The 15,680-nt window shown below is 44.4% G+C and carries 11 protein-coding genes and 4 pseudogenes; 6 read left to right on the top strand and 9 right to left on the bottom strand.

The genetic code is table 11. The features are described 5' to 3' along the window. The first annotated feature begins 7 nt into the window (after positions 1-7). Both P7F88_RS16020 and P7F88_RS16015 read left to right on the top strand, forming a co-directional pair. Complete coding sequence (locus tag P7F88_RS16020) at positions 8-877, top strand: serine hydrolase (RefSeq protein WP_277826323.1); 870 nt, start codon at positions 8-10, stop codon at positions 875-877. Between the two features lie 64 nt (positions 878-941). Continuing rightward, complete coding sequence (locus P7F88_RS16015) at positions 942-1,313, top strand: cytosolic protein (RefSeq protein WP_277826321.1); 372 nt, start codon at positions 942-944, stop codon at positions 1,311-1,313. A 66-nt stretch (positions 1,314-1,379) separates the two neighbouring features. On the opposite strand, the gene P7F88_RS16010 is transcribed toward P7F88_RS16015, so the two are convergent. After that, on the bottom strand, positions 1,380-1,580 hold the full coding sequence (locus tag P7F88_RS16010) for a hypothetical protein (protein ID WP_277826320.1): 201 nt from the start codon (positions 1,578-1,580) through the stop codon (positions 1,380-1,382). Positions 1,581-1,788: 208 nt separating this feature from the next. Between P7F88_RS16010 and purU the strand changes: the two genes are divergently transcribed. Next, entirely contained in the window at positions 1,789-2,622 is an 834-nt protein-coding gene (purU, locus tag P7F88_RS16005; RefSeq protein WP_277826318.1) for a formyltetrahydrofolate deformylase, read from the top strand. Between the two features lie 74 nt (positions 2,623-2,696). Here the strand turns inward: purU and motY are convergent, their stop codons facing one another. Beyond that, positions 2,697-3,524: a flagellar protein MotY gene (gene motY / locus P7F88_RS16000; protein WP_422128555.1), complete on the bottom strand. Its 828-nt coding sequence runs from the start codon at positions 3,522-3,524 to the stop codon at positions 2,697-2,699. 249 nt (positions 3,525-3,773) lie between these two features. Between motY and rnt the strand changes: the two genes are divergently transcribed. Next, on the top strand, positions 3,774-4,427 hold the full coding sequence (rnt, locus tag P7F88_RS15995) for a ribonuclease T (protein WP_277826314.1): 654 nt from the start codon (positions 3,774-3,776) through the stop codon (positions 4,425-4,427). Positions 4,428-4,454: 27 nt separating this feature from the next. Continuing rightward, positions 4,455-5,779: pseudogene (locus P7F88_RS15990) on the top strand (Na+/H+ antiporter family protein). A 77-nt stretch (positions 5,780-5,856) separates the two neighbouring features. Here the strand turns inward: P7F88_RS15990 and P7F88_RS15985 are convergent. Both P7F88_RS15985 and P7F88_RS15980 read right to left on the bottom strand, forming a co-directional pair. Next, positions 5,857-6,426: a hypothetical protein gene (locus P7F88_RS15985; RefSeq protein WP_277826312.1), complete on the bottom strand. Its 570-nt coding sequence runs from the start codon at positions 6,424-6,426 to the stop codon at positions 5,857-5,859. Between the two features lie 200 nt (positions 6,427-6,626). Further along, positions 6,627-6,959 (bottom strand): Grx4 family monothiol glutaredoxin, encoded by a 333-nt coding sequence (locus P7F88_RS15980; RefSeq protein ID WP_277829198.1) that lies wholly within the window; start codon positions 6,957-6,959, stop codon positions 6,627-6,629. Positions 6,960-7,224: 265 nt separating this feature from the next. On the opposite strand from P7F88_RS15980, the pseudogene sodB reads away from it, so the two are divergent. After that, positions 7,225-7,810: pseudogene (gene sodB, locus P7F88_RS15975) on the top strand (superoxide dismutase [Fe]). Between the two features lie 79 nt (positions 7,811-7,889). On the opposite strand, the gene P7F88_RS15970 reads toward sodB, so the two are convergent. The 5 genes and pseudogenes from P7F88_RS15970 to sucA all read right to left on the bottom strand — a co-directional run bounded on the left by P7F88_RS15970 (position 7,890) and on the right by sucA (position 15,565). Continuing rightward, positions 7,890-9,119, bottom strand: coding sequence for a sensor domain-containing diguanylate cyclase (locus P7F88_RS15970; protein WP_277826310.1), 1,230 nt, complete (start codon positions 9,117-9,119; stop codon positions 7,890-7,892). A 151-nt stretch (positions 9,120-9,270) separates the two neighbouring features. Then, positions 9,271-10,141: pseudogene (sucD, locus tag P7F88_RS15965) on the bottom strand (succinate--CoA ligase subunit alpha). Continuing rightward, a pseudogene (gene sucC, locus P7F88_RS15960) lies at positions 10,141-11,310 on the bottom strand (ADP-forming succinate--CoA ligase subunit beta). Before sucC ends, sucD begins: the two co-directional pseudogenes overlap by 1 nt. A gap of 203 nt (positions 11,311-11,513) precedes the next feature. Then, positions 11,514-12,728 carry a 2-oxoglutarate dehydrogenase complex dihydrolipoyllysine-residue succinyltransferase gene (gene odhB, locus P7F88_RS15955; RefSeq protein WP_277826308.1) on the bottom strand — a complete coding sequence of 405 codons (1,215 nt, stop codon included), beginning with the start codon at positions 12,726-12,728 and terminating at the stop codon, positions 11,514-11,516. 26 nt (positions 12,729-12,754) lie between these two features. Next, positions 12,755-15,565, bottom strand: coding sequence for a 2-oxoglutarate dehydrogenase E1 component (gene sucA, locus P7F88_RS15950; protein WP_277826306.1), 2,811 nt, complete (start codon positions 15,563-15,565; stop codon positions 12,755-12,757). Between the last annotated feature and the right edge of the window lie 115 nt (positions 15,566-15,680).

Raw genomic sequence — 15,680 nt, 5'->3', positions numbered from 1 at the left:
GTAATTAGTGACCAATTTAGTTCAAAACAATACCGTATTTCCGCAAGAGAACACCGACTTTGATATTTATAAGACAGATTCCAAAGCTGGCAATATCGGGCTCTACCTGGCCAAGGCTCAATCTTCAGACCAGCCGATTGTATCTATCAATGGTAATTCCAGTTTCTATCCTGCCAGCGTCTGTAAGCTATTCTATTTAGCCTGCTTCTATGACAAGGTGCAAAAACAAGAACTGGAAGCCGATGATGAAGACTGGCGTGCTATCAATAACATGGTTACTCAGTCCTCAAATGATGCGACCGGCTATATTCTTAACCGCCTTTGTGGCACGGAAACCGGAGCAAAGTTAGACGATTCCAGACTCATGCCGTGGCTAGAGAAGCGAAAGGCCATCCAGAGATGGTTAGCAGCAAACTACCCACATATTCCTCAGGAACAATATCACCTCTATCACTCTACTTTCGATGAAAGCCCTTACGGTAGAGAGAAACAAGCAAGAGAAAGACTTGGCGGAAATCTGGTTTCACCCTTTGCGTGTGCTCAAATGATGGCGAGTATATTCGAAGAGAAAACATTTCAGCTTCAATTTCAAACACAAATGAAGCAGCTACTTTCTAAGAATAATGGAGAAAACCGATTCGCTGCTGACGGAGTAGATCAGGTTTCTAACTTTATTGGAGGTGGATTGCCTGACAATGCCAAGTACTGGAGTAAAGCCGGTTGGACATCAACAGTTAAGCATGAAACCGCTTATGTCACTCTAAACGAGCAAGCCTCGTATGTGATTTCGATATTCACACGAGGTGAAACGCTAGCACAGGACAAACAGCTGTTTTCAGATTTAGCCAGGCGCTTAATAGCGTCTATTAACAACTAAATCTCTACTACGTTCTCCCCTTGATAGTGATAGAATCCCCGCATCAGAATTACCGAGAATATCTATGTTTATCCATCATGTTAACGACATCGACTGGCTGGTGATTACCGCTTTTGAAGAACTGAAAACTCTATTTATCGAAGAAGCTGGTACGATCCCGTCTTGCTTCTCTACCACCAGCGAATTGAGCCTGATTGATCAAGCCAGGCGCGCTTATGGATATTTACCTGCATTCAACGGCGTAATCACCGATACTGGCACCTTTCAAAGCCAGGATAACGAAGAAGATTTGAATCCACAGCTCGCCTGCATAGTTGAGGGTCGTGGTCGGGTGTTTATCTATCACGGCGGCTATGTGGCTTTTGTAGATGACGAGCAAACCTTTATTACCCGAATGGACGAAAAATCATTCCGTAAATTGAAATTTGTGAAATAAGTGAAGCAAAAACGGCGTGATGCTAAACACATCACGCCGTCGAAATCATTAATTAATAATTGGGGATTAACGTTTTAGGTAACGGGACAACCACGCAGGGCCTTCAAAAGCCGTATCTTCATCCGTCATAATCGCTTTTGCCGCGTCAGCAGGGCTTGCCTTGCTTTCCCAAAGCTCATCCAGTGTTTCCTCGTCGATTTCCTGATTCCCGCTCAATCGACTTACGCGCTCACCGTATAATTTACGTGCTAAAAGATCTCTATCCATCTTACCACCTCACTAAGTACAACAAAAAAACATCAAATAAACTTCTGTTTTATCCCTTTAGTTGAAGCTTATTGTTGAAAGCATCTACATAATAGATTAATTATAGGTGATAAAATGTTGCTCAGATCACTTGCTGATTACTTTTGAGCTAAAAAATAAATTTATTAATATGCTTTAGCATACACAACAAGATTTACGGAAGTAGAAAATGGAAAAGAAAACTTTATTAACCCATTGTAGTGACGCACCTGGGTTAATTTCTAAGATTACGAACATCTGTTACAAGCACCAGCTTAATATCATCCACAATAACGAGTTCGTAGATAACACCAGTGGTCACTTTTTCATGCGCACTGAACTGGAAGGCATTTTCAATGATGAAACCTTCTTGATGGACTTAGATCAAGCACTTCCTGAAGGAGCCAAACGAAAGCTTGTGAGCTCAGAACGAAAGAAAGTTATCATTCTGGTTACTAAAGAAGCGCATTGTCTTGGTGACATCCTGATGAAAAATTTCGATGGCAGTTTAGATGTTGAGATCGCTGCCGTGGTTGGTAACTACGATACCCTTCAAGGCTTAACCGAGAAATTTGATATTCCATACCACTGCGTATCTCATGAAGGCCTGAATCGTGAAGAACACGAAGAGAAGGTACTGGAAGTTCTGGCTAAGTACGATGTTGATTATCTGGTACTGGCGAAGTACATGCGTGTACTAACACCTAACTTTGTTGAAGCGTACAATAACCGAATTATCAATATTCACCACAGCTTCCTGCCTGCATTCATTGGTGCCAAACCTTATCATCAGGCGTATGAACGCGGCGTTAAGATCATTGGTGCAACGGCTCACTTCGTAACTAATGACCTGGATGAAGGCCCAATCATCAAGCAAGACGTGATTCCTGTGGATCATAACTTCAGTGCTAAAGATATGGCACGAGCGGGTCGTGATGTAGAGAAGAACGTACTGAGTAAAGCATTGAACAAGGTCGTGAATGACCACGTATTTGTATACGGCAACCGTACCGTTATTCTTTAATATCCGGTTGTTAACCCATTGAAAAAGGCGACTTCAGTGTCGCCTTTTTGTTTGTTGCTATTCTTGATTGCGGCCTAGACTTGTGTACGACCTAAAGAGATCACTACCCTTCGGTTTTTGTCTTTCCCTATAGGGTTGCTATTGTCCGCGATTGGCCTGCGCTCACCGTAACCCTGAATTTCGATTCTGTCTTCTGGAAGACCAAGTGATTTAAAGTAATCTCTCATCACCATTGCTCGCCTTTCCGATAAAGCCTGATTAACGCCTTTATCTCCTGTCGAATCGGTGTAAGTTGAAAGTAAAACCAAATCAATATCCGGGTTGTGTTTCACATACTCCGCAATTTGGGCAAGACGCTTTTGAGAAGCTTTATTTAGCTGATCACTATCTCTGTCGTAATGAAGAATAGTAAAAGAGATATCTTCGAAGCTATACGGCAACAACTGGCTCAGGCAAAAACTGAAAGCGTCATATTTCTGTCTAAACAGTACAGACGAAAGTGCAACTTCAATACGCTGATCACGGCTAATCCAGTCGGCATAGCTAAATGTTGGCGTTCGCCCTTTTTCTAGCTCAGATAGAATACCCCACGCAGCCTGACCACCTACATAACCATCAAACTGTTTAAAAAACTTAATCATCTGCATCCGGTCTGCACTTTCACCTGGCCTCCAGGATGGCGGCATAGAAACCAGGCTCACCGCTCTGGTCTCCCCCATTGGGCGTCGCATCTTAAGTTCAAAATCGAGATTAATTTTCTTGCTGGCCCGGGATGAAAATTCCGCTTGCCCGTAATGAGGTATGGGATGAACCAGACGGCACTCCAATGGAGAGTTCATCGTCATTTCCCACTTTGATTGCTCTGGTGTTGCTTCATAGCGAATAGCGGAAGCTCCTGACATCGGAGATATCAGACTAGCGGCAACCACTGTGCTTAACGCAATCATCTTATTCATAAAATCTATTAACTCTTACCTATCAAAACGGCTAACTATTGCCGTTGTTACGGATAGAACGTCCTTTTTCTTCTGTCTGCTCAGATATAAGCAAAAAGCTAGCCAACCTATACTCTAACAAAATTGGCATTAGTCATTTTTATTGTAGGGATTATCTGCAATAATGCGTCGCTTACAAAACATGACCTAAATACCATGAGCAAACAAGAAGATTTATTGACGCTAAAAAGCCGATTCAGAGGATATTTCCCTGTTGTCATCGATGTAGAAACTGCCGGATTTAATGCAAAAACCGATGCACTTTTAGAAATCTGCGCCGTTACCTTAAAAATGGATGAAAACGGAGACCTGCTGCCAGCGTCTACAATACATTTTCATGTCGAACCTTTTGAAGGTGCCAACCTGGAACAAGAAGCACTGGATTTCAATGGTATTCGTGACCCTTTCAGCCCGCTTCGTGGAGCCGTTACTGAAGCACATGCGCTGAAAGAGATTAATAAACTGGTCAGAAAAGAGCAAAAAGACTCAGAGTGCAGCCGAGCTATCATTGTTGCCCACAACGCGACTTTTGATCATAACTTTTATATGGCGGCCGCTGAGAGAAGTAAGCTCAAAAGAGTCCCATTCCATCCTTTCGCTACCTTTGACACTGCCGCACTATCGGGTCTGGCTTATGGCCAGACGGTACTAGCAAAAGCGTGTAAAGCAGCCGGGATGGAGTTTGACAATAAAGAGGCGCATTCAGCCCTTTATGACACTCAAAAGACCGCAGAGTTATTCTGTGGCATCGTTAACAAATGGAAAGCACTTGGTGGCTGGCCACTAGTTGATGAAACCCAAGAAAAATAATCAAACACAACTCTAACGAGAATAAAAATGAATCCTGTAGTTATCTCAGTATGTATTATGCTGCTGCTAGCACTGATGAGAGTCAACGTTGTTGTCGCTCTTACTTTCAGTGCAGTAATCGGCGGACTGGTTTCAGGTATGAGCCTGAACGAATCTATCTCAGCATTTGAAAGCGGCCTTGGAGGCGGTGCTACTATCGCACTTAGCTACGCCATGCTTGGTACTTTCGCTGTTGCGATTTCAAAATCTGGCCTGACAGATCTGCTTGCACAGAATGTTATCAAGAAAATTCACGGCAAAGAGAACGGTGCTGCTTCAACTGGATTGAAGTACGTTGTTATCTGTGCCCTGATTCTGGTAACCATGTCATCTCAAAATGTTATTCCTGTACATATCGCCTTTATCCCAATTTTGATTCCACCTCTACTGGGCGTATTTCAAAAACTTAAGGTAGACCGTCGTCTTATCGCGTGTGTGCTTACTTTTGGTCTTGTAACCCCGTATATGGTTCTTCCAATTGGTTTCGGTGGTATCTTCCTAAACAATATCCTGCTTAAAAACCTGCATGACAACGGCCTTGAAGGTGTTGTTGCTAGCCAGGTTCCGACAGCAATGCTGTTACCAGGTCTGGGTATGATTTCTGGCCTGCTGGATAGCGATATTCTTTACTTACCGTAAACCTCGCGAGTACAAAGAGACTGAACTGACAACAGTTCACACCGAAGTCGAAGTTGATAAGAAAAACATCATGGTTGCTGTTGCTGGTATTTTCGCAGCACTAGGTGCTCAGTTAAGCACAGGTTCTATGATCATCGGTGGTCTTGCTGGCTTTATGGTGTTTACTTTTGGTGGCGTAATTAAGTTCAAAGAAACACACGATGCGTTTACCAAAGGTGTACACATGATGGCGATGATCGGCTTTATCATGATCGCAGCAGCTGGTTTTGCAGCAGTAATGAAGCAAACTGGCGGTGTTGAAACACTGGTTGAAGCGCTATCGACAAGTATTGGTGACAACAAAGCACTTGCAGCTCTGCTAATGCTGATCGTTGGTTTGCTTGTGACTATGGGTATCGGCTCGTCGTTCTCTACTATCCCAATTATCGCAACTATTTATGTACCATTAGCATGCGGCATTTGGCTTCTCACCAATGGCGACGATCGCACTAGTTGGTACTGCTGCGGCACTTGGTGATGCAGGCTCTCCGGCTTCTGACTCAACGCTTGGTCCAACATCCGGACTGAACGCTGATGGTCAGCATGAACACGTTTGGGAAACAGTAGTTCCAACGTTTATTCACTACAATATCCCGCTAATCGTATTTGGCTGGATTGCGGCAATGGTTCTGTAAATCCAAAGTTCTTTAAAACAGATCTAAAAAGCCCGGACACTCACCTAGTATCCGGGCTTTTCTTTATGATTTTAAAACTATTCCGCAGCAAGCTTATCAAGCTGACTACGTTGTTCAAACACCAGGTTCATTGCATCCAGATATTGATATAACCCGTTCCCGTATAGCTGACTCTCATCAATCAGAGTTTGCTCAAGAACCATGCCCTGTGAACGTGCTTTCTGCTCCTGGTTGGTAAACTTTAACAACTTAATAAGAATCCCTGGTCTTGCCCGCTCAAACTCTGAAATCCGGTCGCGTAGCTGATCATTGAGCTTATACAACTCCTGCTCTTGCCTAGGTAAAACAATCTTTGGCGAGTACTTATGGTGCAACAGGATTCCTGCCATATAGGCGGCAAGCAGACCTACTGCGGTGATTACATTTATGCCAATAGTTAAATAACTTACTATCATCACCAGAGTTGAAAGCCCCCCAACCCATGCTAATCGATAAAGAATTTGTTTTTTACGCTGTTGCCGTTCAGCCTTAAGCAAAACATTATTTAACTCAAGTAGTTGGCTGCAACCCCGCTTAATGTGCCCATCGTACAGCTCAATCGCTGCTTTGACATCAACTACAGGAATGGCTTGATCTGTCTGGCTCATCTTGGACCTAACTCATTTTTCACTTGTTACTATAAAGACATACTAAATGAATTAGTGTTAAGCCAAGCTCTGGCAACATCCAATAAAAACTGTCCTTAAAGTTTTAATTGACCCAAATGAATTAAACTCAATTTGCCGCGTTCTGAGCAAAAAAAGTCCTGACAAAATCAGGACTCTTTCTAAATATTGATTAGAAAAGATTACTCGCTATCAGCCATTCTTGCTGCAGCTTCTTTGATGAGTGGCTGCAGCTCACCTTTCTGGAACATCTCTAGAATGATGTCACATCCACCAATCAGCTCACCTTCTACCCAAAGCTGAGGGAACGTCGGCCACTGCGCATATGCTGGTAACTCAGCTCGAATATCAGGGTTTTGAAGGATATCTACATAAGCAAATTTTTCACCACAGTTCATAAGTGCTTGTGCTGCCTGAGAAGAAAAACCACAACTAGGAAGTTTTGGAGATCCCTTCATATAAAGAAGAATAGGGTTTTGCTCAATCTGCTGTTTGATTTTATCGATAGTTTCCATCATTTACTCACTGGCTGATACAACTTTACATAGGTGAAACATTTTACTGTTTTAAAATAGAATAAAAAGCACATTATTTAAATGGTTATTAGGTCATAGTGTTACTTCTTATAAGTGAATATTTTAATATTTTTTTGTTAATGGGCTTTTAATAAAGTAAAAACTTGATAAACTATGTCTCAAGTCAGCAAAATGACCAATAACAACAATTTACTTGGAAGCAATAGAAAGAGACAACTCTTTCATATCAATGGAGAATCCGGCAATGGCTTTTGAACTACCAGCTCTTCCTTATGCAAAAGATGCACTAGAACCACACATCTCAGCAGAAACACTAGATTTTCACCACGGTAAGCACCACAACACATACGTTGTAAAACTAAATGGTCTTATCCCAGGTACTGAGTTTGAAAACAAAACTCTGGAAGAGATCATCAAGACTTCTTCTAGGCGGCGTATTCAACAACGCAGCACAGATTTGGAACCACACTTTCTACTGGCACTGCCTGGCTCCTAATGCTGGCGGTGAACCAACAGGTGCAGTAGCAGAAGCAATCAATGCATCATTTGGCTCATTTGAAGAATTCAAAGCGAAGTTCACAGATTCTGCGATCAACAACTTTGGCTCTTCATGGACATGGCTTGTTAAGAAAGCTGACGGCTCTCTAGATATCGTAAATACGTCAAACGCAGCAACGCCGCTAACTGACGAAGGTGTTACTCCTCTACTTACAGTAGACCTTTGGGAACACGCTTATTACATCGACTACCGCAATGTTCGTCCTGATTATATGAACGGTTTCTGGGCTCTTGTGAACTGGGCATTTGTAGAAGAAAATCTGGCTAAATAAAAGCAACTTTAACCAGGTCAAAAATTAGAAAAGCTGGCAATTAAAGCCAGCTTTTTTCGTTCTGAAATTGTTGGAAAAATTAGCCACAACAAACTCGATTCTTACCGCTCTTTTTCGCGTTATACATTCGATCATCAGCTTCTTTGAGTAAATCATCAAAAAAGAGTGGTTCACATTGATTTGGTCTGGTGCAGACACCAATACTCACGGTGGTTTTAATCGCTATATTACCAAATCGACAAACCCGTTTAGCACAAGCTTCCCTAATTCTTTCAGCAATATGCATGGCTTCTTTAGCGGAAACATCCGGGAGTAGCACGAGAAACTCTTCGCCTCCCCAGCGACCAACTATTCCTTTATCATCAATAACGGATTCACAAGTATGAGCAAACGCTTTGATTACCTTATCACCAGCATAATGACCATAAGAATCATTCACTTTCTTAAAGTTATCGATATCTAAGATCATGCATGTTAAGGTCTCAAATTCACGCTCCTCATTCTCCAGCCACTCAAAAACAGCATCCCGGTTATAGAGGTCGGTTAACTGGTCATGATTTGCTTTATATTGAAGCTCTTTTTCCAGTTTTGCTTTTTCTGTCACATCCTCTACAACCGTTTGCAATGCAGGCTTCCCGTCCCATTCAATCTTATTTTCATAGATACGAAAAGTACGAAGGGCACCATCGAAACAATAGTTTTCGACAGTTATGCTTTCTCCTTCTACTTCTCCATTGATAAGTTTGTTGTATCGTTCAATACAAAAACCTCGGTAAGATTCAGGAATACGATCCAGTAGCGAACTCTGCATAACAGCCTCTACTGAGTCAGCGTTATAAAGACGCACCCAGGCTTCATTAACCAGTAGTGCTTTGAAATCTCGCTGGATAACCATCCCTTGTGCAGATTTAGTGATTAGCTCTCTATATTGTTTTTCGTTATCAAGAATTTTCTTGTTGGCTTTAACAATGCTTGTCAGGTCGACCACTGTCACTTGTAGAACAGGCTCTCCCTCCCAATCAATAACCTGGTCAAGAGTAAGTACCGTAATTACTTCACCAGTAGAGTTTACATTTGCGTGAGTAGTCGATGCTGCCTGTATTTCACCATTCAGCATCGCCTGATTATTAGATTTAGCGAGACCCCATTCAGTCGGCGATATTAAGTCTAAGAGAGAGCTTGTTTCATCAAGTAGGTCTTTCGCGGATTCAAACCCAAAGATACGTGCGTAGTTATCGTCTACACTAAGAATTTCGAAATTTTTATGGATAACCACTCCGTAAGTGGAATCAATATTTACAGCAGGCATAGGCAATACAAAAAATCTATATGAGTACCAGTTTCAATTAAACCGGATTATATGCTGAATGTAACATAAACATAATCCGTTGAAAGGTACAGACATCAAAAAGCCCGAACCTAAGTTCGGGCTTGATTTATTGTTTTGTGAAAGCAAGCGTTTACCAGCCAGTCACTTCACGAAGACCTTTACCGATATCAGCCAGGCTCTTCACTGTCTTAACACCCGCTGCTTCAAGAGCTGCAAACTTGTCTTCAGCAGTACCTTTACCGCCGGAGATAATCGCACCAGCATGGCCCATACGCTTACCCGGAGGCGCAGTAACACCTGCAATGTAAGAAACCACCGGCTTAGTCACGTTATCTTTGATAAATGCTGCCGCTTCTTCTTCAGCAGTACCACCGATTTCACCGATCATTACGATTGCTTCAGTTTCAGGATCTTCCTGGAACAGTTTTAGAATATCGATGAAGTTAGAGCCAGGAATCGGGTCACCACCAATGCCAACACAAGTAGACTGACCGAAGCCTTCGTCAGTAGTCTGCTTAACTGCTTCATAAGTTAGCGTACCAGAACGGGATACAATACCCACTTTACCTTTTTTGTGGATATGACCAGGCATAATACCAATCTTACACTCATCTGGAGTGATAACACCCGGACAGTTTGGACCAATCATTACAACGCCTTCCGCATCCAGACGTACTTTAACGTCCAGAAGATCAAGGGTTGGGATACCTTCTGTGATAGTTACGATCAACTTGATGCCTGCGTCAATCGCCTCAAGAATCGCATCTTTACAGAAAGGGCCGGCCCATAGATAACCGATGCTGTCGCACCTGTTACTTCTACTGCTTCACGAACCGTATTGAACACAGGAAGACCTAGGTGCATTTGCCCACCTTTACCAGGTGAAACACCACCAACCATTTGTGTGCCGTATTCGATTGCCTGCTCTGAGTGGAAAGTACCCTGACCACCAGTAAAGCCCTGACAAATAACTTCGGTATTTTATCAATCGATACAGACATTATTTGCCCTCCGCTGCTGCAACTACTTCTTTCAGCTGCTTCAGTTAGCGAGTTAGCAGCAATGATATTCAGACCACTTTCTGCCAGTTTCACAGGGAGCCAAGCGGAGCGTTGTTACCTTCAAGGCGAACGACTACCGGTACTGTAACACCCAACCTCTTCGACAGCTCCATTGATGCCTTCAGCAATCAGGTCACGCGAACGATACCGCCAAAGATGTTAACCAGCACTGCTTTTACGTTGTCATCAGACAGGATAATCTTAAATGCTTCAGTAACGCGCTCTTTTGTTGCGCCACCACCAACATCCAGGAAGTTAGCCGGACTGCCACCGTGAAGGTTTACGATGTCCATCGTACCCATCGCAAGACCAGCGCCGTTAACCATACAACCGATGCTGCCATCAAGCGCTACGTAGTTCGGTTCCCATTGAGCTGCGTGAGCTTCACGCTCATCTTCCTGAGAAGGATCATGCATTTCACGTAGCTTAGGCTGGCGATAAAGTGCGTTTGAATCGATGTTGATCTTACCGTCAAGGCATAGAAGGTTACCTTCACCAGTAATAACAAGTGGGTTGATTTCCAGAAGTGCAAGATCGTACTGGGCAAACATGTTGCCAAGACCCATAAAGATCTTAGTGAACTGTTTGATTTGATCGCCTTCAAGGCCAAGTTTGAAAGCAAGCTCACGTCCCTGATATGCCTGAGGGCCTACCAGCGGATCAATGGCTGCTTTGTGGATTAGTTCCGGCGTCTCTTCCGCAACTTTTTCAATCTCTACGCCACCTTCAGTAGATGCCATAAATACGATACGACGTGTAGAACGGTCTACAACAGCGCCAAGATACAGCTCATTCGCGATGTTGGATGCTTCTTCTACCAGGATCTTAGATACAGGCTGACCATTCGCATCTGTTTGATAGGTAACCAGGTTTTTACCTAGCCATTTCTGGGCAAACTCTTTAACGCCATCTTTTGTGTCGTGTAGCTCTACACCGCCAGCCTTACCACGGCCACCAGCGTGTACCTGACACTTTACAACTTTCTTTTCTGTACTAATACGTCCAGCGGCTTCAAAGGCTTCCTGCGGGGTATCACAAGCGTAACCTTCTGGTACCGGCAAACCGAATTCTGCAAAAAGCTGTTTGGCTTGATATTCATGCAAATTCATTGTGCTATTCCATTTGTTAATCCCTTAGGGGATTTATTATGTCCATAAAACGTTCTCGGGAGAGAATGCTTATACGTCTGTAGGGTACTCGCATTTATCAATGGCAACATCCGATGCCATTGAAAAGAGTCAGACGCTGAGCTTGCCTGACTCTCAATTCAAACTGGTGCATTAAAATAAACACACCAGTTTAGTCAGGCTGCTTATACATCGAGTAGTAAGCGTGCTGGATCTTCCAGTAGTTCTTTGATGGTAACCAGGAACCCAACGGATTCACGACCGTCAATCAAGCGGTGATCATAAGAGAGAGCCAGATACATCATTGGCAGTATTTCTACCTTGCCATCCACAGCCATCGGGCGTTCCTGAATCTTGTGCATGCCAAGAATCGCTGCCTGTGGCGGGTTGATGATAGGCGTAGACATTAGAGAACCAAATACACCACCATTAGTAATGGTGAAGTTACCACCTGTTAGTTCTTCTACCGTTAACTTACCGTCACGACCTTTAATTGCAAGATCTTTAATGCCTTTTTCAATATCCGCCATACCTAGAGTATCGCAATCTTTTAGGACCGGAGTCACAAGACCACGTGGCGTTGATACCGCCATACTGATATCGAAGTAGTTGTGGTAAACAATATCGTCACCATCGATTGAAGCATTCACTTCAGGGTAACGCTTCAGAGCCTCAGTTACCGCTTTCACATAGAAAGACATAAAGCCAAGACGCACATCGTGGCGCTTCTCGAACTGGTCTTTGTATTGCTTACGAAGATCCATGATTGGCTTCATGTTTACTTCGTTGAAAGTCGTCAGCATAGCGGTACTGTTTTTCGCTTCAAGCAGGCGTTCAGCAACACGCTTACGCAGACGAGTCATAGGTACGCGTTTCTGGCTACGTGCCGTAGCCGGTGCTTCAACCGCTGGCTGTTCAGCAGCAGGAGCTGGTGCATTAGCTGGTTTGTTCGCAAGGTATGCATCGATATCTTCACGAATGATGCGACCACCAACACCAGTGCCTTTGAGCTGTGCAGGATCGATACCATGTTCTTCAACCAGACGGCGAATTGCAGGACTTAACCAGTCATTAGACTCTTCACCCAGAGACGCCTTATGGCGCTTATCTGGAGAAGCTTCCGTTGTTTCTGTTGTATCGGCCGTTGGCTCACCAGCTACAGCACCAGGCTTAAGCTTGCCGATGAGCTGCTTGGACAGCACTGTCGCGCCTTCTTCTTCAATAATGGCTTCTAAAACGCCTTCTTCTGGTGCCGGAACTTCCAGCACCACTTTATCGGTTTCAATATCAACGATAACTTCATCACGAGCTACTGCGTCACCAGGTTGCTTGTGCCAGGTAGCAACCGTCGCATCAGCTACGGATTCAGGCAAATCTGGAACCAGAATTTCAATTGTCATATCTTTTCTTCCTTAACTTCTAGTTCTTAATAATCTAGGTTCAAAGCATCTTCGATCAGTGCTTTTTGCTGTTTAACATGGACTGACATATAGCCAACCGCTGGTGACGCAGATGCCGGACGACCCGCATATTTCAGCGTAGCTCCACGAATCGCATTCACAAAGTTGTGTTGGCTACAGTACCAGGCACCCTGGTTTTGAGGCTCTTCCTGACACCAGACGAAGTCCTGCACATTTTCGTATTTCTCAATAATGTCCCTAACCTCAAACAGAGGGAATGGATACAACTGTTCAACACGAACAATGGCAACATCGTCCTGTTCATTCTTACGGCGCTGTTCCAGCAGGTCGTAGTAAACCTTACCTGAACAGAATACGACGCGTTTCACCTTGCTCGGCTCCAGTTCATCCACCTCATCAATGGCTGGCTGGAACGTTCCATTAGCCAGTTCATCCATAGTTGAAGTACATAGCGGATGACGAAGCAGTGATTTTGGAGACATCACCACCAGCGGACGACGCATTGGGCGAACCACCTGACGACGCAGCATGTGGTAAACCTGAGCTGGTGTTGAAGGAACGACAACCTGAATGTTTTGTTCCGCACAGAGCTGCAGGTAGCGTTCTAGGCGAGCGGATGAGTGCTCTGGCCCCTGTCCTTCGTAACCGTGAGGAAGCAGCATTGTAAGGCCACATAAACGTCCCCACTTCTGCTCACCAGAAGAGATAAACTGGTCGATTACCACCTGAGCACCGTTGGCAAAGTCACCAAACTGAGCTTCCCAGATAGTTAAGCCACCTGGCTCCGCTGTTGCATAACCATATTCAAATGCCAGAACCGCTTCTTCAGAAAGTACCGAGTCAAATACCTGGAAAGGCCCCTGACTGTTATGAACATTCTGCAATGGAATATAGGTACTCGCATCGTCCTGATTATGCAGAACCGAGTGACGGTGGAAGAAAGTACCACGACCTGAATCCTGACCCGACAAGCGGATGCGCTTACTATCATCAACCAGAGTAGCGTAGGCAAGTATCTCTGCCATACCCCAGTCTAGAGCTTTTTCACCGTTCAGCATCGATCGACGGTCGTTGTAGATTTTGTTAACACGACTCTGAAGCTTGTGGCTATCTGGATATTGGCAAATCTTTTCACCAAGTTCTTTTAGTCTGGTCTCGTCAAACTGAGCTTCCCAGTCGATATTCCAGTCATGCCCAATATAAGGGTTCCAGTCTACAGAGTGCATCTCCATAGGGCGCCACTCTTTAACAACAACCTCACCACGGTCTAATGCGTCTCGGTAGTCGTTTACCAGCTCCGTTGCGGTATCAATACCAAACTCACCACGCTCCATCAGAACGTCTGCATATAGCTTACGTGGTGTCGGATGTTTTTTGATCTTCTGATACATCAGAGGCTGAGTCGCGTTTGGTTCATCCGCCTCATTGTGACCATGACGGCGGTAACAAACCAGATCAATAACAACATCACGTTTAAACGTGTTACGGAAATCCAGTGCAATCTGAGTGACAAATGCTACGGCTTCAGGGTCGTCCGCATTAACGTGGAAAATCGGTGCCTGTACCATTTTGGCGATATCGGTACAGTACATGGTCGAACGGGTATCTCTCTGGTTTGAAGTAGTAAAACCAACCTGGTTGTTGACTACGATACGAACCGTACCACCAACACGGAAACCACGAGTCTGAGACATATTAAATGTCTCTTGAACAACACCCTGCCCTGCTATTGCTGAGTCACCATGAATGGTAATTGGCAGAACCTTGCTTCCGTCTTTATCACCAAGGCGATCCTGACGAGCACGAACCGAACCCATAACCACCGGATTTACGATCTCCAGATGAGATGGGTTAAATGCAAGAGCAAGGTGGACGTTGCCGCCTTCTGTTGCGAAATCCGCAGAGAAGCCCTGATGGTATTTAACGTCACCTGTACCCCAGGTTTCGTCGTGTTTACCGGCAAATTCGTCAAACAGGTCTGCTGGTTTTTTACCAAGAACGTTAACCAGCATGTTTAGTCGGCCACGGTGTGCCATACCGATAACGACTTCGCGCATCCCGCTACGGCCTGCATGACGGATAAGCTCTTTCGTCATAGGGATTAGAGCATCACCACCCTCCAGGGAGAAACGCTTAGCGCCCGGGAACTTCGCACCCAGATAGCGCTCAAGGCCTTCAGCAGCGGTTAATTCATCAAGGAAGGTTTTCTTCTCATCCAGATTAAAAGAAGGCTGAGCCAGAACGGACTCAAGACGCTGCTGAACCCAACGTTTCTGTTCGGTGTTCGTCATGTGCATATATTCTGCACCGATAGAACCACAGTAGGTTTTCTTCAGAGCGTTGTAGAGGTCACCTAATTGCATCGTCTCTTGTGGTATCGCAAAAGAACCGACGTTAAAGGTTTCTTCGAAGTCTTCTTCGGTTAAGTTGTGGAAAGCAGGGTCCAGATCGGGACCAGCATCCCTTTTCCAGATACCCAGAGGGTCAAGGTTTGCAGCCTGGTGCCCACGGAATCGATAGGCGTTAATTAACTGCAGAACTTTTACTTGTTTAGCATCGACATCAGGATCACTTACTTGGACATTGTAATGCTTTGTCTCTTGAGCTAGTCGTCGGAAGTAATCACGGACCCGTGAATGTGGTTGTTCCACCACTTCTGATGGTTGCACAGGCAATCCATCAAACACACGTTTCCATTCCTCACTTACCTGATCGGGGTCACTTAGATACAGTTCGTAGAGATCTTCTACGTAGGTTGCATTGGCACCAGCCAAGTGTGAAGACTCGAGCCATGCCTTCATCACGCCGTTGTGCATATATTCCCTTAATCAGTTGTTTATTATAACTTTACCCAGCCAGTATGACCGAGTAATAATCGCCGACAACCCTGCCGGCAATACTTTGTCTTTTAAAGCAACACCTGGTCTTTTC

The sequence above is a fragment of the Vibrio hannami genome, from assembly GCF_029589055.1.
GTDB classification, from domain to species: Bacteria; Pseudomonadota; Gammaproteobacteria; order Enterobacterales; family Vibrionaceae; genus Vibrio; species Vibrio hannami.
This window is presented reverse-complemented; position numbering and strand designations above follow the sequence as displayed.

Excerpts from the sequence above, each read along its gene's own strand:
- P7F88_RS16015 (WP_277826321.1), top strand. The coding sequence starts at position 942 with ATGTTTATCCATCATGTTAACGACATCGACTGGCTGGTGATTACCGCT.
- P7F88_RS16010 (WP_277826320.1), bottom strand. The coding sequence starts at position 1,580 with ATGGATAGAGATCTTTTAGCACGTAAATTATACGGTGAGCGCGTAAGT.
- purU (WP_277826318.1), top strand. The coding sequence starts at position 1,789 with ATGGAAAAGAAAACTTTATTAACCCATTGTAGTGACGCACCTGGGTTA.
- motY (WP_422128555.1), bottom strand. The coding sequence starts at position 3,524 with ATGTCAGGAGCTTCCGCTATTCGCTATGAAGCAACACCAGAGCAATCA.
- rnt (WP_277826314.1), top strand. The coding sequence starts at position 3,774 with ATGAGCAAACAAGAAGATTTATTGACGCTAAAAAGCCGATTCAGAGGA.
- P7F88_RS15985 (WP_277826312.1), bottom strand. The coding sequence starts at position 6,426 with ATGAGCCAGACAGATCAAGCCATTCCTGTAGTTGATGTCAAAGCAGCG.
- P7F88_RS15980 (WP_277829198.1), bottom strand. The coding sequence starts at position 6,959 with ATGGAAACTATCGATAAAATCAAACAGCAGATTGAGCAAAACCCTATT.
- P7F88_RS15970 (WP_277826310.1), bottom strand. The coding sequence starts at position 9,119 with ATGCCTGCTGTAAATATTGATTCCACTTACGGAGTGGTTATCCATAAA.
- odhB (WP_277826308.1), bottom strand. The coding sequence starts at position 12,728 with ATGACAATTGAAATTCTGGTTCCAGATTTGCCTGAATCCGTAGCTGAT.
- sucA (WP_277826306.1), bottom strand. The coding sequence starts at position 15,565 with ATGCACAACGGCGTGATGAAGGCATGGCTCGAGTCTTCACACTTGGCT.